Annotated in this window: 21 protein-coding genes and 2 tRNA genes; 7 read left to right on the top strand and 16 right to left on the bottom strand. The window is 49.7% G+C overall.

From position 1 onward, the window contains the following. Window positions 1–18: 18 nt before the first annotated feature. Window positions 19–1,431, bottom strand: coding sequence for a glutamate--tRNA ligase (gene gltX, locus KQY15_RS06600; protein WP_217668395.1), 1,413 nt, complete (start codon window positions 1,429–1,431; stop codon window positions 19–21). Between the two features lie 203 nt (window positions 1,432–1,634). On the opposite strand from gltX, the gene KQY15_RS06605 reads away from it, so the two are divergent. Both KQY15_RS06605 and KQY15_RS06610 read left to right on the top strand, forming a co-directional pair. After that, window positions 1,635–1,710, top strand: a tRNA-Val gene (locus tag KQY15_RS06605). A 105-nt stretch (window positions 1,711–1,815) separates the two neighbouring features. After that, window positions 1,816–1,891: transfer RNA gene (locus tag KQY15_RS06610), tRNA-Val, on the top strand. Window positions 1,892–2,020: 129 nt separating this feature from the next. Here the strand turns inward: KQY15_RS06610 and KQY15_RS06615 are convergent. After that, the gene (locus KQY15_RS06615; protein WP_217668396.1) at window positions 2,021–2,467 is read right to left on the bottom strand and encodes a CBS domain-containing protein; all 447 of its coding nucleotides are present in this window, start codon (window positions 2,465–2,467) and stop codon (window positions 2,021–2,023) included. 143 nt (window positions 2,468–2,610) lie between these two features. Between KQY15_RS06615 and KQY15_RS06620 the strand changes: the two genes are divergently transcribed. Beyond that, window positions 2,611–4,242, top strand: a complete 1,632-nt coding sequence (locus tag KQY15_RS06620) for a response regulator (protein ID WP_217668397.1) — start codon at window positions 2,611–2,613, stop codon at window positions 4,240–4,242. Here KQY15_RS06620 and KQY15_RS06625 read toward each other — a convergent pair. The 10 genes from KQY15_RS06625 to KQY15_RS06670 form a co-directional block, all read right to left on the bottom strand. Beyond that, complete coding sequence (locus KQY15_RS06625) at window positions 4,239–4,736, bottom strand: DUF2919 family protein (RefSeq protein ID WP_217668398.1); 498 nt, start codon at window positions 4,734–4,736, stop codon at window positions 4,239–4,241. The genes KQY15_RS06620 and KQY15_RS06625 overlap by 4 nt on opposite strands. 20 nt (window positions 4,737–4,756) lie before the next feature. After that, on the bottom strand, window positions 4,757–5,092 hold the full coding sequence (locus KQY15_RS06630) for a DUF3392 domain-containing protein (RefSeq protein ID WP_217668399.1): 336 nt from the start codon (window positions 5,090–5,092) through the stop codon (window positions 4,757–4,759). Further along, window positions 5,092–7,125, bottom strand: coding sequence for an NAD-dependent DNA ligase LigA (gene ligA / locus KQY15_RS06635; RefSeq protein WP_217668400.1), 2,034 nt, complete (start codon window positions 7,123–7,125; stop codon window positions 5,092–5,094). The genes KQY15_RS06630 and ligA overlap by 1 nt, the downstream gene beginning before the upstream one ends. Before the next feature lie 63 nt (window positions 7,126–7,188). After that, window positions 7,189–8,094, bottom strand: a complete 906-nt coding sequence (gene zipA / locus KQY15_RS06640) for a cell division protein ZipA (protein WP_217668401.1) — start codon at window positions 8,092–8,094, stop codon at window positions 7,189–7,191. A 20-nt stretch (window positions 8,095–8,114) separates the two neighbouring features. Next, window positions 8,115–11,528, bottom strand: coding sequence for an AAA family ATPase (locus KQY15_RS06645; RefSeq protein ID WP_217668402.1), 3,414 nt, complete (start codon window positions 11,526–11,528; stop codon window positions 8,115–8,117). A gap of 76 nt (window positions 11,529–11,604) precedes the next feature. Further along, entirely contained in the window at window positions 11,605–12,222 is a 618-nt protein-coding gene (locus tag KQY15_RS06650; RefSeq protein ID WP_217668403.1) for a mechanosensitive ion channel domain-containing protein, read from the bottom strand. Window positions 12,223–12,239: 17 nt separating this feature from the next. After that, entirely contained in the window at window positions 12,240–12,734 is a 495-nt protein-coding gene (locus tag KQY15_RS06655) for a YcgN family cysteine cluster protein (RefSeq protein ID WP_217668404.1), read from the bottom strand. Between the two features lie 2 nt (window positions 12,735–12,736). Further along, window positions 12,737–13,399, bottom strand: a complete 663-nt coding sequence (locus tag KQY15_RS06660) for a fumarylacetoacetate hydrolase family protein (RefSeq protein WP_217668405.1) — start codon at window positions 13,397–13,399, stop codon at window positions 12,737–12,739. A gap of 3 nt (window positions 13,400–13,402) precedes the next feature. Beyond that, window positions 13,403–14,485 carry a lytic murein transglycosylase gene (locus KQY15_RS06665; RefSeq protein ID WP_217668406.1) on the bottom strand — a complete coding sequence of 361 codons (1,083 nt, stop codon included), beginning with the start codon at window positions 14,483–14,485 and terminating at the stop codon, window positions 13,403–13,405. Between the two features lies 1 nt (window position 14,486). Beyond that, on the bottom strand, window positions 14,487–14,768 hold the full coding sequence (locus KQY15_RS06670; RefSeq protein WP_217668529.1) for a YcgL domain-containing protein: 282 nt from the start codon (window positions 14,766–14,768) through the stop codon (window positions 14,487–14,489). A 185-nt stretch (window positions 14,769–14,953) separates the two neighbouring features. On the opposite strand from KQY15_RS06670, the gene minC reads away from it, so the two are divergent. The 3 genes from minC to minE are packed head-to-tail and all read left to right on the top strand — an operon-like array spanning window position 14,954 to window position 16,749. Beyond that, window positions 14,954–15,664: a septum site-determining protein MinC gene (gene minC, locus KQY15_RS06675; protein ID WP_254795475.1), complete on the top strand. Its 711-nt coding sequence runs from the start codon at window positions 14,954–14,956 to the stop codon at window positions 15,662–15,664. 11 nt (window positions 15,665–15,675) lie between these two features. Next, complete coding sequence (gene minD / locus KQY15_RS06680; RefSeq protein WP_217668408.1) at window positions 15,676–16,485, top strand: septum site-determining protein MinD; 810 nt, start codon at window positions 15,676–15,678, stop codon at window positions 16,483–16,485. A 3-nt stretch (window positions 16,486–16,488) separates the two neighbouring features. Then, window positions 16,489–16,749, top strand: a complete 261-nt coding sequence (gene minE, locus KQY15_RS06685; protein ID WP_214000723.1) for a cell division topological specificity factor MinE — start codon at window positions 16,489–16,491, stop codon at window positions 16,747–16,749. Between the two features lie 86 nt (window positions 16,750–16,835). On the opposite strand, the gene KQY15_RS06690 is transcribed toward minE, so the two are convergent. From KQY15_RS06690 to KQY15_RS06705, 4 genes are all read right to left on the bottom strand, one after another. After that, window positions 16,836–18,230: a DUF4397 domain-containing protein gene (locus KQY15_RS06690; protein ID WP_217668409.1), complete on the bottom strand. Its 1,395-nt coding sequence runs from the start codon at window positions 18,228–18,230 to the stop codon at window positions 16,836–16,838. 120 nt (window positions 18,231–18,350) lie between these two features. Beyond that, window positions 18,351–19,520 (bottom strand): ribonuclease D, encoded by a 1,170-nt coding sequence (gene rnd / locus KQY15_RS06695; RefSeq protein ID WP_217668410.1) that lies wholly within the window; start codon window positions 19,518–19,520, stop codon window positions 18,351–18,353. 44 nt (window positions 19,521–19,564) lie between these two features. Next, window positions 19,565–21,220 carry a long-chain-fatty-acid--CoA ligase FadD gene (fadD, locus tag KQY15_RS06700; RefSeq protein ID WP_217668411.1) on the bottom strand — a complete coding sequence of 552 codons (1,656 nt, stop codon included), beginning with the start codon at window positions 21,218–21,220 and terminating at the stop codon, window positions 19,565–19,567. A 173-nt stretch (window positions 21,221–21,393) separates the two neighbouring features. Next, window positions 21,394–22,242, bottom strand: coding sequence for a class I SAM-dependent methyltransferase (locus tag KQY15_RS06705; protein WP_217668412.1), 849 nt, complete (start codon window positions 22,240–22,242; stop codon window positions 21,394–21,396). A gap of 217 nt (window positions 22,243–22,459) precedes the next feature. On the opposite strand from KQY15_RS06705, the gene KQY15_RS06710 reads away from it, so the two are divergent. Continuing rightward, entirely contained in the window at window positions 22,460–23,764 is a 1,305-nt protein-coding gene (locus KQY15_RS06710) for an alkaline phosphatase (RefSeq protein WP_217668413.1), read from the top strand. Window positions 23,765–23,806 lie beyond the last annotated feature (42 nt).

The following is a 23,806-nucleotide window of genomic DNA, read 5'->3' on the forward strand; positions in this document are numbered from 1 at the left end:
AACCGGTTTAACACGCTGTCAGTTTGCCTCAGCCCGTTTACTGATAAAATCCAGAGCCATATCTATTCTGGCTAAGCTGCGATTTTGGCCAATTAACAGCAGGGTTTGATCCAGCGCAGGTGAATTACCACCTCCGGTAACCGCTACCCGCATTGGCATACCGACTTTGCCCATTCCCAAACCCAATTGCTCGGCGGCAGCATTAATAGCATCATGAATCGCTGGCGCCTGCCAGTCAGTCAGTTCTGCCAGTTTTTGCCGGACCAACGCCAACGGCTCGGCAGCAACTGGTCGCAAGTGTTTTTTAGCGGCATTTTCTTCAAATTCGCTGAAGTCTTCATAAAAATACCGGCTAACTTCAACCAGCTCTTTTAAGGTTTTCACCCGCTCAGCCTGCACGTTTATCACATCTTCAATCGCAGGCCCTTGCCGGGTATCCAGTTTCTGCTCTGCCAAATGCCATTGCAGCTCTGCGGCTACTCTGGCCGGCGGCAGGGTTTTCATATAGTGCTGATTTAACCACAACAGTTTTTCAGTATTAAACGCCGATGGCGCCCGGTTACAATCTGCCAGGTCAAATAACTCAATAAGTTCGTCTTTACTAAAAATTTCCTGATCACCATGTGACCAGCCCAGCCGAACCAGATAGTTAATCAGCGCTTCCGGCAGAAAACCATTATCACGGTATTGCATCACGCCAACAGCGCCATGGCGTTTTGACAAGCGTTTACCATCATCGCCGAGGATCATAGGTACATGTGCATACTTTGGAATGTCGGCGCCCAGCGCTGCCAGAATATTCATCTGGCGGGGCGTGTTGTTAACATGGTCATCGCCACGGATAACATGAGTAATGCCCATTTTCCAGTCATCCACCACCACGGTAAGGTTATAGGTTGGGGTGCCATCACTGCGGGCAATGATAAGATCATCCAACTCACTGTTGGCGATCTCAATCCGGCCTTTAATCATGTCGTCAATTACCACCACCCCCTGCTGCGGGTTTTTAAAGCGAATAACGTAAGGTTTGTCAGCCGGGTGATCAGTCCGATCCCGCCACATGCCGTTGTATTTTGGTTTTTCACCGGCCGCCATTTGCGCTTCGCGCATCGCGTCGACTTCTTCCACGGTACAGAAACACTTGTACGCCTTACCGTCAGCCAGCAACTGCGCAACCACTTCTTTATATAAGTCGAAGCGCTGGGTCTGATAATACGGGCCTTCATCGTGCTCCAGCCCCAACCATTGCATACCCTCTAAGATAGCGTCAACCGATGCCTGATTAGAGCGCTCTAAATCTGTGTCTTCAATTCGCAGAATAAACTTACCGCCGCGCTTTTTGGCATAGAGCCAGCTGTACAACGCAGTGCGGGCACCACCAACATGCAAATAGCCGGTAGGGCTTGGCGCAAAACGGGTTACTAACGACATAATTAATCCAACATTGGCGAAAATTCAGTTGGCGCTATTGTAACAATGCTGACGTAATGATGCACCACCTGCGCACTGCCATTCATCCACCATTTCACACTAAAAACCGCTGATGTTTACTTTTGCAGCAATCAGACCACTTTTTAAAAAATAAAGTTGACAGTAAATTCATGCTCCCTATAATGAGCGCCATCAAACAGCGTGGATTGTTAGCTCAGCTGGGAGAGCACCGCCCTTACAAGGCGGGGGTCACTGGTTCGAACCCAGTACAATCCACCAATATGATGTCTTATCATGGAGAGCACCGCCCGCTCTTTACGACGAGACGGTTGTCACTGGCTCAACCCAGTACAATCCACCAATTTGTCACACGTTTTCTCCCGTGGATTGTTAGCTCAGCTGGGAGAGCACCGCCCTTACAAGGCGGGGGTCACTGGTTCGAACCCAGTACAATCCACCACTTCTCTACTAAATATCATAAAAAAGCACCGCCCTCTCTTTATCAAGACACGGTTGCCACTAGCCCAAACCCAGTACAATCCACCAATTCCTTATCTGATACCATAAAAAAGCACGGTTCCCAAAAAAATTATTTCTTTTGCTCTGGCTGTTGTTGCTTCTTTTGCTGTTGGGCCAGCACAATCCGCCGCATAATATCTTTCCATGACACTATGCCGATTAACCGTTTCTGAGCGTCGATAACCAGTAAACAACTGATATTGCGATCCACCAGTATACTGGCCGCCTGCAAAATACCGGTATCCTGTGACACACTGAACACCGGCGACGACATGATCTGGCCGACCTTACGCTTTTGCATATAAAGCTCGACAGTGGTGGCTGATGCGGTATCCATTACCGAACTTACCGCTTTAAAATAATCCTTCACCGACACGATGCCAATTGGCTGCTGCATGCTGTTAACCACCGGTACATGCTGAAACTTTGTTTCGGTAAACAACGTTCGTAAACTGGCCAGGCTGGCATCCTCTGTGGTTGCCCGCACTTTTCTGGTCATAATAGCGGTTAGCGACATACATGTACCTGATCTTATATTTGATAATTACACTTTAGCTTACATGTTAAAAGCTATGCCAGCTATTTAGCAGGGCTGTTGCCATAGCCAAAACTTGCTATAGTAAACGCAATGTTTTCCTCCCGGCTGGAACCCTTTACTACATGAACACAGCGCCGCGTCGCGATGAACGAATTCTGGTGATAGACGACCAAAGTCTGGCTCAGGGCTTTTTCCGTTTTGCTCTGGAGCAACTGGGCTATCAGAATATTTTTCTGGCCGAGCGGGCTAATGCGGCGCTGAATCTGTGCCGGGACAATCAGTTTGATTTGATTATCTGTGCCCATAACCAGCAACAGGGTAAAGATGGCTTTCAGTTGTATGAAGAAATTAAAGCCAAGGGGCTGCAGCAACTTAGCTGCGCTATTATTTTTATCAGCGCTGAAACCGACCCGTCGCTGGTGCATAGCGTAATTGAGCTGCAACCCGATGAATTCCTTGCCAAACCCTTTGTGATTAAAGACTTACAGTTGCGGATTGAACGGGTTTTGCGTCGGAAACAGCAATTGCGTGAGGTATATCAGGCGCTGGATGCCCACGACGATCAGAAAGCGCTGGCTGCGATTGATAAGCAACTGGCAGATGCCCGGCTGCATAAGCTATTTCCTTTGCTATTGCGCTTAAAAGGCGATGTGTTGCTCAGTCAGAACGATTACGAGGTGGCCGAAAAGTTTTTCACGGCAATGCTAAATATTCAACCATTCAGCTGGGCCAGAATGGGTCTGGTACGCTGCTATCTGGCACTTGGTAAAGAACAGCAGGCGTTTACCGAGCTTGAAGCACTGCTCGATCGTTCAGAAAGCCGCTTATTTGCCCTGGATTTACTGGCAGAGCTGGAATTTAAGCAACAACATTATCAACAGGCCCAGCAACACTTGCTGGAGGCGGCTGAACTGGCCCCACGCAATATGTTCCGCCAGCAAAAATTATTGCAACTATCCCGCATTAATCACGATTACGAGAATCAGTATCGGGCTGCCCGCGATATGGTGAAATATGCCCGTTACTCCATGTACGAGCAACCCGACTTATATTTAACGCTGGCCCGAGCCAGTATTGATTATGCCCTGAGTGTAGAGGATGAAGAGCAAAGCAGTCGGCTAAACCGCCAAGCCACCGTTTCACTCAGTACAGTGCAGCGTCAGTATGCCAATGGTAATCATGCTGTGCTGGAAAGCCAGCAGCAGGTGTTGCAGGCCAGGTTATTATACTTGCAGGATCATAAAGACAAAGCTCAGGCTTTGTTGAATTCACTGGAACCGCTGCAGAAAATAGAGTCAGTGGAAGGGGCGCTTGATCGGGCCAAAGCCCTGCATGAAGTTGGCTTGAGCCAGGCATCCGCCGATTTATTTGCCCAAATCAGTCAGCACTGTCAGCAGCAACTGGCCGATCCGTTATTTAACGCCTATTTGCAGCAGGAACAACAGGAACGCCTGGCCATGCGGCTTGGCCCACGTGAACTGAACAACAATGCGGTTACTTTGTACAAACATGGCAACTGGCAGGAAGCGTTCGATGCTTTTAAACTGGCTTTTAGGGTTATGCCCAAAAACGCTGGTATAGCCCTCAATTTATGGCAAACCCTGTTAACCAGCCCACGGCCACTGTGTGCACCATCCAGCAAACAACAATTGCTGGACCAGTGTCAGCAGTTAATTGAAAGCAGCACGTTAAAGCCGGAACAGCAACAACGCTATCAACAGCTTAAACATAAATATGGCAACGAGCATGCTTAATCCGGGGCAGGATTTGCGCTGGCAGATAACGGCCCTGGCCATTCTTTAAAGATTGGCGGCAGAGTCTTGCTGCATGCCAGCCAGATCATCGCCAGTACCAGTAATACCGGGGCTATCAGCCGCCATGGCGCATCCAGAATAACATCAGGATCCAGACCACTGATGCTATGGGCAAAGTCGGCCAGCGTTACCAGCCAGAGCAACCACAGCCCGGGGCGCCATAACCAAAACCAGAACTTGTGCCCTTTTGGCCGGCGCTGGCTAAGCGCGGCCACAAGCAGCAACAGGGGTAATGCTATCAGACAGGCCACTAAAAAGTCATGCTGGCGTGGGTAAAACTGGCCAAGCAAACTGTGCTGCGAGCGCATCATGCTCAGTTCTGCAACCCAACATAAATAAGGGCGCAGTAACAACAGCAGCAACCAGTAAAAGCGCAACGGAATTTGTAAAAGACCGTTGTTATCCAGCAATGGCCAGTACTGCTGAGTTTTCATAATAATACCGCCGTCACCGGTTATACCTGCCTTTTGCGCTGCGCCAGCATGCCCAGCGCAATAAAAATTGCCAGACAAACCCAGGGCAGTTCTATATTGGTTAACCGCACCAGTAACCCTGCCACCACCGGCGTTAAAAAAATCGTAACAGCACCATAACCAAAGGCACACACCAGAATAAAAATAGCCGTGCGCCAGATAAAATGCAGGCTGCCTATCTGCCGGCGGATAAAGCGGTTGATATCATCGCCAAATACCACCAGAGTAGTCGCAACCATTGCCAAAGCAATATCCCGGATATACGGCCGGAACAACAGGCCCCAGTCGGTCAGCAACTGGTACAACAGCTCACGCATCAGGCTACTCCGTTACTACTAAATAACTCTAACATTTGCTGCTCTGTCCACACCGGCACATTAAGCTCGCCGGCTTTGGTCAGTTTAGAACCGGCGTTGTCACCGGCTATCACGGCATGGGTTTTTGCCGACACCGAACCGGATACCTTAGCGCCCAGTTGTTGCAGCCGGGCTTTAGCATCATCCCGCCCCATACTGCTAAGCGTTCCGGTTAATACCACCGTCAGGCCAGCCAGCGGCTGGGCCGAGGCCTGCTGCACGGTAATATCCGGCCAGTGAATTCCTACCTGTTGCAGCTTTGCAATAACCTGCTGATTATGTGGCTCGGCAAAAAAACTTTGCAAATGCTCGGCCACAACTTTGCCAACGTCATTCACCTCTAATAGCTGCTCCAGACTGGCGCTGAGAATAGCCGGCAGGCTGCCAAAGTGCTGCGCCAGATTAAGCGCGGTCGCCTCACCTACTTCTCTGATACCAAGTGCATAAATAAACCGCGGTAATGTGGTCTGACACGACGCTTTAATAGCATTTAGCAGCTTTAACGCCGACTTTTCAGCCATCCGTTCCAGACCAATCAGCGCCGGCATATCCAGTTTATAAATATCTGCCGGGGTACGAACCAGCTGCTGGTCGACCAATTGCTCCACCAGCTTGTCCCCCAGGCCGTCGATATCAATGGCTTTGCGGCTGACAAAATGCTTGATCGACTCTTTTAACTGGGCCGGGCAAAATAAGCCGCCACTGCAGCGGGCCACCGCTTCGCCGCTTACCCGCTCTATTGCGGAACCGCAAACCGGACATGTAGCTGGAAATAAAATATCCCTTGCGTCCGCAGGCCGCCGCTCAGGTAATATTGCAACTACTTGCGGAATAACATCGCCGGCCCGGCGCACGGTGACGGTATCGCCAATTTTGATACCCAGCCGGTTAATTTCATCCTGATTATGTAAAGTTGCGTTGCTGACGGTAACGCCGCCCACCACAACAGGTGCCAGGCGGGCAACCGGAGTGATGGCGCCGGTGCGGCCGACCTGAAATTCGACATCTAACAGTGTTGTCAGCTGCTCCTGCGCCGGGAATTTAAAAGCTATCGCCCAGCGGGGCGCCCGGGCTACAAAACCCAGTGCCTGTTGCTGGGCTAACCGGTTAACCTTGATAACGACACCATCAATTTCATAGTCCAGGCTATCCCGCTTGGTATAAAGCGCATGGCAGTAGTTAATCACGGCCTCAATACCGGTTACATTGTCAAGTAACGGGCTGACCACCAGGCCCATCTGCTGTAACTGCTGCAATCTTCTATAATGACTGGCCTGATCAAGTTGCCCTGCCGGATCATCATAATCACCGACAGCATAGGCACTGAAAAACAATGGCCTGTCGGCAGCTATTTTTGCATCAAGTTGACGTAAGCTGCCAGAAGCGGCATTGCGGGGGTTAGCAAACAGTTTTTCGCCATTTGCTGCCATTCGCGCATTCATCTGCTCAAAGTCGCGCAGCGGAATATAGGCCTCGCCTCTTACTTCCAGAAATGCCGGATGCTCATCACCAAATAGTTTCAAAGGTACCGATTTAATGGTTTTCGCATTCTGAGTTACATCTTCACCGGTAAAGCCATCACCACGGGTCACGGCTCTTATCAGCCGGCCGTGCTGGTAATGCAGGCTCAGCGCAACCCCGTCGAGTTTGGGTTCACAACAAAATTCAATTGCAGTGCTGGCGTCCAGACTTTCCGCTATTCGCTTATTGAATTGGGTCAGCTCATCTTCTGTTTTGGCTTTTTCCAGCGACAGCATTGGCAGGGTATGCTGGAATTGGACAAACTTATCCAGTGGGGTTTGCCCTACTCTGCGGGTTGGCGAGTGTTCATCGGCAAGATCCGGATACTTTGCCTCCAGTGCCAGCAGCTCATCATAAAGCTGGTCATATTCAGCGTCGGGCACCAGGGTGGTATTCAGGTTGTAATAGGCGTGCGAGTATTTATGCAATAACTCTCTTAACGCGACAATTCTGGCTTTATCTGTTTGGCTCATTAGTTTTTAATACCGAATGAAAAACGGCAGGGTTGCCCTGCCGTATAGGATAAATACTGTACCTTAACCGTGAATAAGCTGCTGGCGCTGAAATTCACGAATTTTGTCGACATAATGCCGCACGGTTTGCACGGTTAATACGCTGCGCTGACCATCCAGTACCTGGCCGCCGAATTCCTCGGCCAGTTTTTTGGCAGCATTATGCATTAAATTAAAATTCTGCAACGGCTCGCCCGGGCCGGGTAAGGTCATAAACAAACTTAAACCGCGGGTGCTGATTTTATCAATCTGCTCTAAATCGAAGGTGCCCGGGTTAAACATATTAGCCAGGCTGAACAGCACCTCACCGCCGCCGGCGCTATCCAGATGCCGGTGGAAAATATCCATATCGCCGTATTTAAAGCCAAGCGGTAATAATGCAGACAGTAAATCCGGGCCTTTAATTTCCTGCCCTTCAGGCAGCAGTACGTATAAAATCAACACTTCAGAAGGCTGATGCACTGCTTTATGCTCAGGCTCAGCTGCACCTGCTGTGGCCTGCTCATCGAAATCTGATTGCGATCCGGCACGGTATGCGCTGTCGCGCTGCGAACTGCGTGGGGTTTCATCATCAGCCAACGCACTGAAATTAATACTCGGTTCGGTTTTTACCTCGGGTTCGCCAAAATCCAGCTCAGGCTGCTGTCGAACCTGGCTGGCGGTAGCCGACGCAGGAGAAGCTGTTCTGACTTCAGGCTCTGTTCGGCCGGACGCCGCGCCAGCCCGTGATTTAACAACCCGAACCGGGCCCACGCCTAATTCATCAAAGCCTTCAGTGTGCTCCGGCTCTGCCGTTGGTGTTGTGTCAGGGTGATAACGATGACCAGCCTGGCGGTTATTTTTCCTTACTGTCCACAGCCCATGAATAAACAGACCACCCAGTACCAGCGCCCCTAAAATAATTAATACTAATCTTAACTCATCAGCCATAGTTGTACCTTATTATGTTATCAGGCTACTGCCAGCTTGACAGCATCGTCCACATCCACAGCCACCACCCGCGATACCCCAGGCTCTTGCATGGTCACGCCCATTAGCTGTGCTGCCATCTCCATGGCAATTTTATTGTGGCTAATATAAATAAACTGCACCGTTTCTGACATTTCGCGTACCAGGTTACAAAACCGGCCAACGTTCGCATCGTCTAATGGTGCATCTACTTCATCCAGCATACAAAACGGTGCCGGATTCAGTCTGAATATTGAAAACACCAATGATAAGGCCGTTAGCGCTTTTTCACCACCCGATAATAAATGAATTGTACTGTTTTTTTTGCCCGGCGGTCTGGCCATTATACTAACACCGGTTTCCAGTAAATCATCATCAGTAAGATCCAGATACGCACTGCCACCGCCAAATACTTTTGGAAACAGCCCTTTTAAGCCTTCATTTACCTGTTCAAAGGTGTCCTTAAACTTCTGCCGGGTTTCTTTATCAATTTTGCGCATTGCCGTTTCCAGCGTATCCAGCGCTGAAGTTAAATCGTCATGCTGACTATCCAGATACCGCTTACGCTCAGCCTGTTGTTCGTACTCTTCTATCGCCGCCAGGTTGATTGCGCCCAGCCTGCCGACAGCTTCAGTTGTTTTGTCCAGCTGCTGCTGCCACTGGTTTTCATCAGCATCTGCATCCAGTTGCGGGATCACGTCTTTTATATTGACCTGCTGCTCACGCAACAGTTCCAGCATGTTGTTGGCCCGGATCCGAAAGCCTTCGGCATCAAGGCGCAGCGACTCTATTTGCTGCCGTTTCTGGTTCAGCTGTTGCATAATGCCGTGCTGCCCCTGCTCGAGCTCCCGCATTTGCTGCTCCAGCCCGGCCAATTGATCGTTTGCCGCTATCATAGCATGCTCGGCGTCTTGCCGGTTTAACAGGGTTTCCTGTAATTGCTCCTGCAGCACGAGCTCTGGCTCATCATTATCGTCACGTTGTTGCTGCAGCTCTATGATTTGCTCGCGCAATTGCACCAGCTGTAATTGAGCCCGACTCAGGTTTTGTGCCAGACTCTGCTGTTGTCGTTCGGCCACGGTTAACTGAGTTTGCAGCTGCCGGCACAACTCTTTTTGCTGCTCATAGCGTTGTGTGCTCTGTTGCAGCGCCAGCTCGGCTTGCTGCTGTGCCTGTTGCAAGCCCTGCTCGGCATCCGCATGTTCAGCCAGACTAAATTCAGCTTGCTGATGACGCTCTTCCAATACTGCCTGCTCTGTTACCAGCTCGCTCAGCCGGCTGCTTAACTGCTGACATTCTGCACTAAGCTGCTGTTGTTGCTGCTGCGCTAACTGCAACGCCTGCGTCTGTAACTGGCGTTCGGTATCAGCCTGTTGCTGTAGCTGGCGTAAGTCGGCCAGCTCTTGTTGTCGCTGCGCCAGGGCCTGCTGTGCGCTGCTATCATTTTGCTGTGCTTTAGCGAATTGCTCTGCAATCTGTGCCTGCTCAGCCGCCAGTTCTGCAAGCTCTGCCGCAATTGCCGTTAACCGCTCGCGGCGCAGCAGGCTGGAATCGGTAATGTCGCGGGTGCTGCTCTGGCCCCAGTTGTATCCCAACCAATGACCATCCGCGGTGATCACTGATTGCCCCGCTTTCAGGCTGCTGGCACAAAGCCTGGCTTCAGCCAGATTTTCTGCCAGCAATATTGTCTGAAAATAATCCGGATAACAGCCGTCGGTTATAACAGCCGCCAGCGTGCCGGGCGTTGCCAGCTGCTCAGAGGCACTGACGTAGCATAAGCTGTCTTGTGCCACGCCATCAGTACTGATACTGGCATGTTGCAATTGCCCCAGCGCAGCAGCGACCGCGCCGGCCCAGCTGGACTGCACATTAAGCTGTGCCAGTAACGCTTGCTGGTTTTGTTGCTGGCGATCCTGCAGCGCTGTCAGACGCTGCTGCTCCTGACTTAAAATCTGTTGCCGGGTGCTTAGTGCCGCCAGTTGCTGTTGCAGATCTGCACTTTGCAATGTGGTTTGTTGTACCGTGGTTTTAGCGTGCTCTGTCAGCGTAATTACAGCGCTGATGTCAGTGTTCAGTTGCTGTAACCTGGCCGACAGCGCTTCAACCTGCTGTGCGGGCTGTTGCTGTTGTAACTGCTTTAGCTGTTGCTGGCGCTGAAGTAGCTGGTTTTGATACTGTTCTGCCTGGCCGGCAGCGCTTTGCCACTCTAACCGTGCCTGTTGCTGTTGCTGGCGCAAATTAAAATATTGTTGCTGCCATTGCTGCCATTGCTGTTGCCGGGCAGCTAACCGATCGCGGTCAGCCAGCAACTGCTGCTCCAGCTCTGCCAGCTGCTCTTCGCTGATAGCCAGTTCAGGGCTGTCTTGTTGTTGTTGGGCTATCAGCTCGTCAAGTTGCTGTTGCTCAGCAGCAATAAATTGCTCGCTGTCCGCCAACGCCTGTTGCTTTTGCTGCAGCTGGTTGCTTAACATTTGCTGCTGCTGGCGCTGATTTAGTATTTGTTGCTCCAGCCGGCTGATGGTAGTGCCCAGCTGGTAAAAGCGGCTTTGCTGTTGCTCGGCTTGCTGGCGGGCGTCACTGATTTGTTCTTTTAGCTCAATCAGTATGCGTTGCTCGCCCTGCATGCCCGCCTGATATTTTTCCAGCTCAGTTTGCTGGGTAGCTAACTGTTGCTCCAAGCCGGTTAACTGGTTATTAAAGCGCAACCATTTTAAAGTGGTAAGCTCTGCCTTTAGTTTTCGCTCCTGCGCTTTTAATTCTTTATAGCGCTGGGCAGCAGCCGCCTGACGTTTTAGTTTGTCGATGTTTTTTGCCAGCTCTTCACGCACATCAGCCAACCGCTCCAGGTTCTCGCGGGTGTGTTTAATCCGGTTCTCGGTTTCACGCCGCCGCTCTTTGTACTTGGAAATACCGGCGGCTTCTTCTATAAATACCCGTAATTCCTGCGGCTTCGATTCGATTAACCGCGAGATCATGCCTTGTTCAATTATCGCATAGCTGCGCGGCCCCAGCCCGGTACCCAGGAAAATGTCGGTAATATCCCGCCGCCGGCACTTGCTGCCATTTAAAAAGTAGCTGGATTGCGCATCGCGGGTAACCAGCCGTTTAATGGAAATCTCGCTGCGATCGGCCATGTTACCGCTAAGCCGGCCTTCGGTGTTTTCAAATACCAGCTCCACTGATGCCTGTGATACCGGCTTACGCTGGCCCGAGCCGTTAAAAATAACATCGGTCATTGCATCGCCACGCAGGTTTTTGGCTGAGCTTTCACCCAGCACCCAGCGCACTGCGTCAATAACATTAGATTTGCCGCAGCCGTTCGGGCCTACCACAGCCGTCATTTGCTCGGGAAAGGGGACAAGAGTTGGATCAACAAAGGACTTAAAGCCCGCCAGTTTAATGTGTTTTAAGCGCATCAGTGCCCGGTTTTATTGTTTTTAGTATCCGTTTTAGCTGAATGTAACAGCCGCAAAATCGGCTGTCACGGAATAATCAGTCAGCCTTAGGCGTGCTGAAGGTTTTGCGCCGCCAACGCTGCGCTTTTTCAGCTGCTGACACCTTTACCACTTTGCGGCTTTTCTTTGGCATGACCAGCACCGGACGCGACACCAGCAGGTTGTTTGGATAGATCACCTGTTCATTGTCTTTTGTTTGCAGCACGGTGCTGAACAGGTTAATGTCAACAATTCTGCCTTCCAGATAATTTCCGCCGTCAATCACCCTTACTTCCATGCCCTTGGCAAAAGCCTTCTGCCCCAGCAGAATAAAAAAAGCAGTGATATTACTGAGTAAACTCCAGGCCGCAAAGAGTGCGACGCCGATCACGGCAATCATAGATGAGGCCAGCACCAGTAAGCCGCGAATATCTACGCTCCATATCACACTAAGCACGACAATCAGCAGCAAAACCAGCAAAATATGAAATACCGCCGCCGCGCGTTTGTTCATGTCGGCTTTTAAGCGGCTGTTGGCAATAACCTGATACAGCAACGGCATAACCCGGTAGCTGATAATAAAATACAAAATCACTGCCGCTACACTGATAATCAATTGCAAAGTCACCGGATTAAACTGACTTAGCAATTGCTTACTGTACTCAACAAAAGACACGTAAATTCCTCTGCCGCTTAGTCTAAATCGTTCAATGGCCAGCGAACGATATAGTCTTCAAAATTTTCCATATCTACCCGGGTTTCACAGAGAGTTTTATTGCGCACCGACATTTGCTTTTTATGCATCAGGCTTTTTTTACCGCCATTTAACAGCGGGTGCCAGCCTGGTAAACCGCGGCCTTCATGTAAGCGCCGGTAAGCACAGCTGGTTGGCATAAAAAAAATGTCTTTTAAGTTGGCTTTGGTAAGCGTAATACAATCCGGCACCAGCACACTGCGCTGGTTATATTCAGTGCATTCACACTTGTGGCTGTTTAGATAACGACAAGCAATATTGGTATAATGCACCTGCTCTTCAGGGTGCAACACATCGGTAGGCCCTTCTGCTTCATCGTCATCAATAAATTTATTCAGGCAGCATTTGGCGCAGCCATCACACAGTGCTTCCCACTCTTCCGTGTTCATTTCATCAAGAGTTTTGGTTTCCCAGTAACGCTCGGCTAACGCCATAACTAGCTTACCTTTGTGTTGATGGTGAAAAAATCGGCCAACTGCAGTTGCAGCTGATCACCAGATTGCAACGGCCCGACGCCGGCAGGGGTGCCGGTGAGCACCATATCACCGGGCAACAACGTGAAGTGCTGCGACATTTCACTGATTAACTGACTGATGCCGCGGATCATATTAGCACTATTGCCATGTTGTCGCGGCTCACCATTAACCACTAAACTGAAATCCAGTTGCTGCGGGTGGGCAATCTCACTTGCCGGCACAAACCCCGCCACCGGACAAGCGCCATCAAAGCCTTTAGCTATTTCCCATGGCCGGCCCAGTTGTTTCAGGCTGGCCTGAACTTCGCGCAGGGTTAAGTCCAGCGCCAGGCTGTAGCCCCATATCGCATTAGCCACCTGCTCAGTAGAGGCCTGAGTTAGCGGCTGGCTAATTAAAACAGCCAGCTCAAGCTCGTTGTGCACGGCCCCACGACCGGCCGGAATGGCAAAACCCGGCGCCAGCGCGCACAAGGCAGTGGCAGGTTTAATAAAAAATAACGGCTCTACTGCCGTTTTGCTTTGCATTTCAGCGATATGGTCCTGATAGTTCTGACCAATACAAACCACTTTACCCACCGGCAAGCCGATATGGCTACCGTCAATATGGTGATGCGAATAAATCATATTTTACTCGGCGATAATCAGGTCAGCCAGATAGCCAACACTGGTAACAAAATAGTATGAGCGGTTCCAGTGCATCAGGCTTTTATAGTTGTCGTAACCTAAAAATGCCCGGCCTGCTTCGCCATCCGGCAAAATTAACGCCGCCTGCAAATCACGGCCTGGCAATTCAGCGCCATTTAACCGCCGCACGCCCAGTTCATTCCATTGTGCCAGACTGCGGGCCGACTCATTCCAGCGGCCCAGCCATGCTGCCCGTGCCAGGCTACCGCGCTGAATAGCTAAGCCGCTATCAAACCCTTCCGGTAATACCACTTCCCGGCCCCAGGTAATGCTGTTATCCCAGTCCTGTTGTTTCAGATAATTGGCAATAGAAGCGAACACATCCAGCTGATTAGTCCAGATATCTTTTTTACCATCGCCATCACCATCCTGAGCATAGGCCAAAAATGAGCTTGGCATAAACTGGCTCTGGCCCATTGCGCCGGCCCAGGACCCTTTCATATCCTCAAAGCTGATATGTCCTTCGGCCAGTATATCCAGCGCATGAAAAAACTCCTGGCGAAAAAAGGTTTCGCGCCGGCCGTCGTATGCCAGAGTCGCTAACGCCGAGGGAATAGAGTAAGTACCCATAAAACGGCCGAAGCTACTTTCCAGGCCCCAGAGCGCCACAATAAAGCGCGGTTGTACGCCGTATTTTTCACCAATTTTCTCCAGCTCTGGCAAATATTGCTGGTAAAAACCTCTGGCCATGGTGATCCGGATATCACTTACCCGTTTGGGCAAATAGGTGCTGAGCGTTTCAACCACTTCTGGCTGGCTCTGGTCGGCCTTTACCACCCGCTCGTGGAAGGTTAACGAGCTGAACACCTTATCAAGCAATGCTTTATCGTAACCTTTCTGCTCGGCTTCCTGGCGCAGGGCCGCGGTATATTGTTCAAAACTTGGTTTAACCGGTTGTTCTGCAGCCGGGCTTTGCGGCTCATTACTGGTTTGGCTGGCAGCAGCGAAACTGCCGCCAGCAGTGACTAAACTGGTTGCCAGCAAGGCTGGTAAGCCAATGTTTCTTAGCGCTAATTTTAATTTCATATTAACCTTTTTCTGTCTGGATACTGGCTTTATGCTGAGCCAGCAGGTTTTCAGGTGGAGGTGGCAGTTGCAGATAAAACCCCTGCTCACTGAGCGCAGCACGTAGCTTATGAATATCCACCAGGGCTAAATGTTCCCGCTTTGCCAGATTAATTACGGTAACCAGCTGCGGTTTACCAAAAGTGGTCATTAAAGCAGCAGGTACCGGACTGAAATCGTCGCGGCGTTCAACATACAAATAAGTGCCCTCTTTACGCGGGCTTTTATAAACAACACATAACATCAATAAAACGTCTTCGCTACCTTGCCTAACAGAGGGCGAAACTATAACATGAAGCACAGGTAATGCGCACTGGCCGAGCGGTCAGGTGCATAAATAATACTGCTTATCGCAGTGATAAAAATAACGCGTGCGCCGATAGCTTTATGTCTGATAAATCGTTAGAACTGAAAGGGAGTTTATTCCCTATGTCAGTGTTGCATTGTGCTGATTTAAGCACAGCAACCCTGCAAAAACTGCTGAGCGCCAAACTGGCGCAAGCCCCTGCTTTTTTTCTGCAGGCACCTATAGTGTTAAACCTCAGCGATGTTAGTCAGACGCCTGACTTTGCCGCACTAAAAAACCTGTTTACTGAGTTAAAATTGGTATTGGTTGGCGTAACAGCAGCCAATGCTGAGCAGAAAGCAGCCGCCCATGGTGCTGGCCTGGCAGTGCTGCAAGCTGGCAAAGCAAGCGTAAAAAGCCAGACAACAGCTAGCACGCCTCAGCCTGCCGAAAGTATCGCTGCTACCGATCCTAATTCAGCAAAAGCGGCGAACAATACTGTAACGACCCAGGTAGCTGTGCCGATGGACAGCAAAGTAGTAGAGCAAACCGTTCGCTCCGGACAACAGATCTATGCCAAAGGCACCGACCTCATCGTTAAAGGTGCAGTTGGCGCCGGCGCCGAAGTAATTGCTGATGGCAATATTCATATTTATGGCTCACTGCGGGGCAAGGCTATTGCCGGCGCCAGTGGCGATACCAGCAAGCGTATTTATTGTTATAACCTGCAGGCAGAACTGGTGTCTATCGCCGGCAATTACTGGCTTAGCGACAGTTTGCAGGACAAATTTTGGGGCAAATCAGCCTGCATTAAGATGCAGGACGATAGCTTAGTCATCTCTGAATTAGTGTAAGGATCGTCACTATGGCAAAAATTATTGTGGTTACATCGGGTAAAGGCGGTGTTGGCAAAACCACATCCAGTGCGGCAATTGGTACCGGCCTGGCGCTGGCTGGCCATAAAACGGTTATAGTCGATTTTGATATCGGCCTGCGTAACCTTGATTTAATCATGGGCTGTGAGCGCCGGGTAGTTTACGACTTCGTTAATGTGATTAACGGCGAAGCGAATTTAAAACAAACCCTGATTAAAGATAAGCGCACCGATAACCTGTTTATTTTGCCCGCCTCACAAACCCGTGATAAAGACGCCCTGACGAAAGAGGGTGTGGAAAAAGTATTAAACGAGCTGGCTAAAGAGTTCGATTTTATTATTTGTGACTCACCAGCTGGTATTGAATCCGGCGCGATGATGGCCCTTTATTTTGCCGACGAAGCGGTAGTAGTGACTAACCCTGAAGTGTCGTCAGTGCGTGACTCCGACCGGATCCTCGGTATGCTATCCAGCAAATCACGCCGAGCCGAGCAAGGCCTGGAAGGTATTAAAGAGCATTTGCTGCTTACCCGCTATAACCCGGAGCGGGTAGAAAAAGGCGAAATGCTCAGCGTGGAAGATGTTAAAGAGATCCTGGCGATTGAACTGGTTGGCGTTATCCCGGAATCACAGGCGGTGTTAAATGCCTCTAACTCGGGCCAGCCGGTTATTCTGGATAAAGACAGCGACGCCGGCCAGGCCTATCTGGACACCATAAAGCGCTTATTAGGCGAGCAAGTGCCGTTCCGTTTTCTTAACGTGGAGAAAAAGGGCTTTATTAAAAGGATTTTTGGAGGTTAACCGATGTCATTACTGGATTATTTTCGCTCAAGTAAGAAAAACACCGCCAGCACCGCTAAAGAGCGGCTGCAAATTATTGTCGCGCACGAGCGCAAGCGCCGCAACGGCCCGGACTATCTGCCGCAGTTAGAACGCGATATTCTGGAAGTGATTCGCAAATACGTGGATATTCCGGCCGATCAAATCGCCGTATCGCTGGAGCAGCGCGGCGACCAGATTTCCGTACTGGAACTCAATGTGACCTTCCCGGATGATAAGCGCTAAGCCTGTTTAGCAATAAAAAAGCCCGCAATTGCGGGCTTTTTTGTCGCTACTTAACAGAACCGTGCAAGTGGCGTTTTCTATATTGTTTATTCAGCAACAAAACCATCCATTACCGTTAAACCTACCCCCATTAAGCCAACACCATCGCGGGCAATAGCGGTGTAAATTTTATTGGCTTCCAGCATTAAGGCGCCGGTTTCAATGGCAGCGGTTTTGGTACCGGTTGGGGTTACCGTGACAAAATACTCACCGGCGGCCAGCGGCACATAACCGGTTTCAGCTTTAAAGGGTACATCACTGAAAGCAGGCATAGCTTCGCTGATATCACCATCGGCAGTAACGTAGATGTCGACGTTACCAGCCAGAGTAGAACCATGGATAATCCGAACCCGGGCTTCAGTGGCGACAGTACGGGTATTGTCCATCAGCACTAGTGGCTCAATGGCAAATTCATCTGCATCGCTTAGTGAGCCCACAGCCAATACTGTGTAGAAAGCACCTGGATCCAGGGTTACATCAGCGTCAATCACTGCAGTCTCGGTATTAGCGACTGCCACTTTAACGTTGTAATCACCCGGTGCCGGTGATACATAACCGGTGAAATCAGGGAAAGCTAAGTCAGAAACCAGTGGCTCTGCAAAATTATCATTAACCACGATATCAACTGCCGGTGCGTCTGATACATTGTGCACCACCCGCAGTGAAGAGGTTGAACCACCATCAAGGATCGGTAATACATCGCCTTCAGGAGTTACCGCAATCAGCGATACTGGTGATGCACCTGAGTATTCACTGTTGATAGCCGCTACAACTAAGTCGGTACCGCCCGCAAGCTCCAGGGTGTTGCTATCAAACACCACCGTCTCAGTACCCGGCAAAGTGATCCGGACCCGGTAGTCGCCGGCCGGAACATCCAGAGCTTCGGTAAACTCGGTAAAGGCCAGCGTGGTAAGCGGTGCACCCAGTTCTGCGTCAGGCGCCGTAACATGCACATCAACTGTTGGCGCTGCAGAAGCAGCATGTACAACCTGCAACCGGACGTTACCGTCTGCCAGCTCGGCTACGTCGGACGTTACCACTAACGGCGCCAGAGTTTCGTCAGCCACTAAGCCTACAGCAAACACTTTATAGTTGGTCGCTTCTGCCAGTGGCAGCTCAGGTACGTCTATTACGGTAGCGGTGTTACCTTCACCCGGTAAAATAGCATCTACAGCTACTGCATAGTCAGCAGGTGGCAAACTGAAGTTTTCTGAACTGCTGCCGTAAGCCAGGTTTTCAATAACAACGTCACCGTTAACGCTGACATTAACAGCAGGTGCATCAAATGAGGCATGCACAACCCGCAGCGTAGCATCAACTACCGGTGGCGGTGGTGGTGGCGGTGGTGGAACAGGCGTTGGCAAATCTGAATCACTGTCAAAACAACCAGCAAGTGACAAAGTTAAAACAGCCGGTACGGCAAATTTTAGTATTCCTTTCATGGTTATTACCTTTCAGTTAATAGTTGCTTCACAGTTACGCCACTAAAAACTGAAAGAGATCAGATTTTTTTTATGCAGTTTTTGGTAAAAAGCTGCCGAAATTTTCTACTGATCTAACTGCTAACCACCAACGTTAATGACCAGTTTGTCCACACAGTCTCGGACATGTGCCGGAACAGGTAAGTTGGGCAGAAGCAACTGCTGACGCCAGCCGGTTAAATATTCCGGCACCGGCAATAACTGCCGCTCTTGATCAGTCACCCGCCAACACCAGTTAAAGTACTCGTGCAGCTGGCGCCGAACAGATATAAAGGCTGCAGGAATTGCTGTGTCTGCTGAGGTGTGTTTAATTGCCTGACTAAGCTCAGCCAGCGCCACTTTTTCACCCGGAAAATGTTCCGGATAGTAAAATGCCTGAGGACACTGCTCTTGTGGTAACTGCTTTGCCAGCTCAATTAATTCAATCAGGGTTTTCGCATGGCGGCGCAAATCGCGACCGGTCATACCGGGAATATTTAATAAACTCTCTACTGACCCGGGCTTGCGCTTCGCCAGTTCCAGCATCTGAAAGTCTTTGATGACCAGGCCAAGCGCTAAATCCCGGCTGGCAGCATATTCCAGACGCCAGGCCACCAACTCGCGCAGTACCGCCAGCTCGCGACTACGCAGTAATGAACTGTTTTTAACTTCCAGATATTTTAACCGTGCAGGTAAAGGGTTGGCTCTTCGCTGCTGCAACTGCTGGCCTTCGGCCAACAGTAACGGTAGTAATGCCGGGTCAGTAAACTGCGCCACCAAATGCTGATATAGCGGCAGCAAGTAGGTAACGTCATTAGCCGCGTACTCCAGCTGCTTTGCAGCCAGTGGCCGGGCTAGCCAGTCAGTGCGCGACTCACTCTTATCCAGCACCTCACCGGTAGCCCGCTCTACCAGCCGGGCATAACCAATACTGCTGCCCCAGCCCAGTAGCTCTGCCGCCAGCTGGGTATCAAACAACGGTTGAATATGGACAATACCAATGGTTGCCAGTGCTTCCAGATCTTCAGTACAGGAATGCAGGGTTTTTACAATGGTTTCATCGGCAAATAGCTGCGCAAGTGGTTGCCAGTCGGTTATGGTCAGCGGGTCTACCAGCGCCAGCTGCCTGCCATCAAACAACTGAATTAAGCCAAGCTTAGGATATAAGGTACTTTGCCGGATAAACTCGGAATCAACTGCCAGCACACTCTGGCCGGCTGCGTCCTGGCAATACTGCGCCAGGCTTTGGTTATCGGTTAGCAAATAGCTCATGCATACATCTCATAAAAACAAAGCCGGCAAACGCCGGCTCTGGATTAATCCCGCAGCTCGCGCCGCAAAATTTTACCAACATTGGTTTTAGGCAACTCATCACGGAATTCTACCAGTTTCGGTACCTTGTATCCCGTTAAATGTTGCTTGCAGTGCGCTATTACCTGCTCTTCAGTCAGTGACGGGTCTTTTTTAACAATGACCACTTTCACTACTTCGCCTGAATTGTCGTTTGCGACACCGACAGCTGCCACTTCCAGCACTTTTTCGTCCATGGCAACCACTTCTTCTATTTCATTCGGGAATACATTAAAGCCCGAAACAATGATCATGTCTTTTTTACGATCGACAATATAGAAAAAGCCTTCATCATCCATGGTGGCGATGTCGCCGGTATACAACCAGCCGTTTTTCACAGTTTTAGCCGTTTCTTCAGGCCGGTTTAAATAGCCCAGCATAACCTGAGGCCCCTGCACCAGCATTTCACCCGGGTCGCCTACTGCAACGTCATTACCGTCTTCGTCTACTAACCTAATTAACGTTGAAGGTGCCGGTAAGCCAATACTGCCGTTAAAATCGTCCAGATCGAACGGGCTAAGGGTTACCAGCGGGCAGCATTCTGTTAAACCATAGCCCTCAAGCAAACGGGTTTTCGTAACTTTCTTCCAGCGCTCTGCCACTGGCCGTTGCACCGCCATACCGCCACCTAACGACAGTTTTAAGCGGCTGAAGTCTAGTCCGGCAAAGCCAGGCGTGTTCAGTAAACCATTAAACAGGGTATTAACACCGGTGATAGCAGTAAACGGAAATTTTGCCAGCTCTTTGACAAACCCCGGCATATCACGGGGATTGGTAATCAGTAAATTGGTGCCGCCGTACTTGAAAAAGGTAAAGAAATTAGCGGTTAAGGCGAAGATATGATAAAGCGGCAATGCGGTAACCACATGCTCTTTACCTTTGTCGAGAAAACAGTCAAGAAAAGCACTGCATTGCTCCAGGTTAGCCACCATATTGCGATGGGTTAACATCGCACCTTTAGAGACGCCGGTAGTACCGCCGGTATATTGCAAAAAGGCAATATCATCGCCGCTAAGTTCTGGTTTCTGATATTTTAAGTGCTGGCCTTTTTCCAGTACCGCGTTAAACATTACAAACTTGCTTAGCGAATAAGCGGGTACCAGCTTTTTAACATGCTTAACCACCAGATTGACGATGCTGCCTTTGATCATACCCAGCATATCACCCATTCTGGTAAGAATAATATGTTCAAGGTTCAGCTGTTTTTCAACGGCAGCCAGGGTATGGGCAAAGTTATCAACAATAACAATGGCTTTTGCTTTAGAGTCAGATAACTGGTGTTGTAGTTCGCGTGGGGTGTATAGCGGGTTTACGTTTACGACGGTACAACCGGCGCGTAATACCCCCATTAATACCACCGGATATTGCAGTAAATTTGGCATCATAATGGCGACAGCGTCACCTTTTTTCAGGCCAAGATCTTTTTGTAAGTATGCTGCGAATGCTTTACTTAATTTGTCCAGTTCACGATAAGTGATACTTTTACCCATATTGATAAAAGCGGTATTATCCGCATACTGACTGATGCTCTGAGAAAAGATATCTAGCAGCGAAGGGTAATGATCAGCATCAATTTCTGCGGGCACACCTGACGGGTAACGCTTCAACCAAACTTTATCCACCGTCCTCTCCTTTCTGTTAAGGTTATTATTTTATAGTTATAAATATGGCTGCCTGCAATAAATCTCTGGGTATTACTGCCGGGTAAAAAGCCTGATGTTGAGTATTTACTCTAGCGCTAATCATCCCATAATTAACCACACTGCACAATTAGCTTAAGCCAGTTACGCTTGGATCACGGCTGAACTTCAGGTTTTATAAACTTCAGGGTCATCCGGTCACTCTCGCCGATAGCCAGGTACATTTCCCGATCATAGTTACCCAATGCCAGAGTAGGTGGCAGGGTGTATACGCCTTTCGGGTGATCTTTGGTGTCGAGCAGATTAGCATTAATTTCGCTTCGGGCTGCCAGTTGAAAGCCAACCTGTTCCGCTGCGGCAATCACATAGGCTTCGTCAAGATAGCCTTCTACCGCCACACTGGTGGTATCTGACAAGGTCGCGGCGCGGTGCTCAACTAAACCCAGTACGCCACCGGGTTTAATCAGATCATACAGGGATTGCAAAGTAGCCAGTAAATGGCCATTTTCATCCCAGATGTGGGCATTACGAAATGACAACACCATATCAAATTGTTCGGGTGCTAACTCTGGCTGAAAATAAGGAGGCTCAAGCTCAATCTGATGCACAGTGCCGAAATAATCTTCCTGTTCAGAAATCTTTTCTGACAAGGCTGCACTTAGCCGAGCCCAGAATTTTGCCCGTTCATCTTTAAAGGTGCCATCGTCCTGCCGGAACTGAGCAATAGTAAAGTGCCCCTGCTCTTTTAAATAGGGTGCCAGTATTTCAGTATACCAACCACGTCCGGGCCAAACTTCCAGCACAGCCATGTCAGGTTTTAAACCAAAAAAGTGTAAGGTATCAGCCGGGTTGCGGTACTGATTGCGGCTAATGTGCTCGGCACTACGGGCATTGCTAAGCGCCAGTTCGCTTAGTTTTTGGCGTGGATCAGGCTCGGAGGCCAGCGATTGCCAGGCCAGGGTCAGGCCTACGGTCAGTACTATGTTTGTTATTGTTTTTTTCATAGCTTCCTTTTACAACTATTCAGTATGCTAACGATCATACTTGTACGACCACGGTACAAGATATTCGTTCTAAGATAGCCTGCCAGGCGGAAAATTGTCCAGCAAAACACTTAATTGATAATCTGTCTGAAAAAATACCAGCTTATCGCATGACGCTTGGTTGGCCTGTTAAGTTAACGTACACTAATCAAAATTATATAAAGTACAGGTTTTACCGATGCGTTCAGCCATTCTGTCTCTGGCTATAGCCAGCTTATTACCGGCGGTTTGCTATGCCGCACCCAAGAATATTATCTATATGATAGGTGATGGTATGGGGCCAGCTTATGTTGCAGGTTATCGTTATTATCAGCATGATCCGGCAAACGCAACCGTGGCAAGTACCGTTTTTGACGATTTACTGACCGGTATGGCCAGCACTTATCCGGATGATGACACCCTGGTAACAGATTCTGCAGCCGGCGCCACGGCACTGGCGACCGGAGTAAAAAGCTACAATGGCGCTATTTCAGTCAACCGGCAACATATCCCAATTGGCACTATGATGCAGCTGGCCAAACGCCTTGGCAAAGCCAATGGTATTGTCGCCAGCTCGCAGGTTAACCATGCCACCCCGGCTTCATTTCTAGCCCACAACAGCAGCCGGCGCAATCTGGATAATATTGCTGATATGTATCTGGATTACCGGATTGACGGCAAGCCGGTTGCCGATTTAATTATCGGGGGTGGCACCAGGTATTTTGTCCGCGAGGATCGAAATCTGGTTAATGGCTTTACCGACCTTGGCTACCAATATACTGATGACTATAAGCAGCTTAATAGTTTAACCCGGTTACCGGCAATGGCTTTACTGGCTGATATTGCCCTACCGGCAGCGCTGAATTCAGATAATGGCGGCATGCTGGCGCCGTTAACTGACAAAGCGCTGCAGTTATTGTCATCTGCCGACAAAGGCTTTGTGTTAATGGTAGAGGGCAGCCAGATTGACTGGTGCGGCCATGACAATGATATTGCCTGTGCCATGGCTGAAATGCATGACTTTGCCAAAGCCATCAGTGTTGCTAAAGCTTATGTTGATGCTAACCCGGACACCTTGCTAGTTATTACCGCAGATCATGAAACCGGCGGCTTATCATTAGGCGCCAACGGCGTTTACCAGTGGCGGACTGATGTCATTAAACAAGTTAAAGCAACCGGCCGGGAGATAGCCCGGCAATTGCAACAATTGAAAGAGCCACAGGAAATAAGTCAACGTTATACCGAACTTACCGGGATAAGTCTGGATAAAGTGCAATTACAACTGCTGGTAACCGCACTGCAAGATGCTGACGATAAAGCAGCCCGCAATCAGATACTGCAGTTTATAAGTGACGCCTCACTAACCGGCTGGACCAGTGGTGGCCATACTGCGGCAGATGTCCCGGTTATGGCTTACGGTAAAAATGCAGCAGAATTCAACGGTTTTATGGATAACACGGCTATTGCCAAAAAGCTGATCCAATATATTCAGCAAAGTAAGTAATGTTGTAAAAACTCAGAAGTGACAATCAATTTGTTTTAGCTA

It is taken from the genome of Arsukibacterium indicum (genome assembly GCF_019100565.1).
Lineage (GTDB): Bacteria > Pseudomonadota > Gammaproteobacteria > Enterobacterales > Alteromonadaceae > Alishewanella > Alishewanella indicum.

What these genes read in the sequence shown, in the direction of transcription:
- gltX (WP_217668395.1), bottom strand. Translation starts at nt 1,431, where the DNA reads ATGTCGTTAGTAACCCGTTTTGCGCCAAGCCCTACCGGCTATTTGCAT.
- minD (WP_217668408.1), top strand. Translation starts at nt 15,676, where the DNA reads ATGGCAAAAATTATTGTGGTTACATCGGGTAAAGGCGGTGTTGGCAAA.
- KQY15_RS06665 (WP_217668406.1), bottom strand. Translation starts at nt 14,485, where the DNA reads ATGAAATTAAAATTAGCGCTAAGAAACATTGGCTTACCAGCCTTGCTG.
- minC (WP_254795475.1), top strand. Translation starts at nt 14,954, where the DNA reads ATGTCAGTGTTGCATTGTGCTGATTTAAGCACAGCAACCCTGCAAAAA.
- KQY15_RS06705 (WP_217668412.1), bottom strand. Translation starts at nt 22,242, where the DNA reads ATGAAAAAAACAATAACAAACATAGTACTGACCGTAGGCCTGACCCTG.
- KQY15_RS06625 (WP_217668398.1), bottom strand. Translation starts at nt 4,736, where the DNA reads ATGAAAACTCAGCAGTACTGGCCATTGCTGGATAACAACGGTCTTTTA.
- KQY15_RS06710 (WP_217668413.1), top strand. Translation starts at nt 22,460, where the DNA reads ATGCGTTCAGCCATTCTGTCTCTGGCTATAGCCAGCTTATTACCGGCG.
- rnd (WP_217668410.1), bottom strand. Translation starts at nt 19,520, where the DNA reads ATGAGCTATTTGCTAACCGATAACCAAAGCCTGGCGCAGTATTGCCAG.
- KQY15_RS06670 (WP_217668529.1), bottom strand. Translation starts at nt 14,768, where the DNA reads ATGTTATGTGTTGTTTATAAAAGCCCGCGTAAAGAGGGCACTTATTTG.
- KQY15_RS06660 (WP_217668405.1), bottom strand. Translation starts at nt 13,399, where the DNA reads ATGATTTATTCGCATCACCATATTGACGGTAGCCATATCGGCTTGCCG.
- KQY15_RS06630 (WP_217668399.1), bottom strand. Translation starts at nt 5,092, where the DNA reads ATGCGTGAGCTGTTGTACCAGTTGCTGACCGACTGGGGCCTGTTGTTC.
- KQY15_RS06645 (WP_217668402.1), bottom strand. Translation starts at nt 11,528, where the DNA reads ATGCGCTTAAAACACATTAAACTGGCGGGCTTTAAGTCCTTTGTTGAT.
- KQY15_RS06620 (WP_217668397.1), top strand. Translation starts at nt 2,611, where the DNA reads ATGAACACAGCGCCGCGTCGCGATGAACGAATTCTGGTGATAGACGAC.
- KQY15_RS06615 (WP_217668396.1), bottom strand. Translation starts at nt 2,467, where the DNA reads ATGTCGCTAACCGCTATTATGACCAGAAAAGTGCGGGCAACCACAGAG.
- minE (WP_214000723.1), top strand. Translation starts at nt 16,489, where the DNA reads ATGTCATTACTGGATTATTTTCGCTCAAGTAAGAAAAACACCGCCAGC.
- zipA (WP_217668401.1), bottom strand. Translation starts at nt 8,094, where the DNA reads ATGGCTGATGAGTTAAGATTAGTATTAATTATTTTAGGGGCGCTGGTA.
- KQY15_RS06655 (WP_217668404.1), bottom strand. Translation starts at nt 12,734, where the DNA reads ATGGCGTTAGCCGAGCGTTACTGGGAAACCAAAACTCTTGATGAAATG.
- KQY15_RS06690 (WP_217668409.1), bottom strand. Translation starts at nt 18,230, where the DNA reads ATGAAAGGAATACTAAAATTTGCCGTACCGGCTGTTTTAACTTTGTCA.
- ligA (WP_217668400.1), bottom strand. Translation starts at nt 7,125, where the DNA reads ATGAGCCAAACAGATAAAGCCAGAATTGTCGCGTTAAGAGAGTTATTG.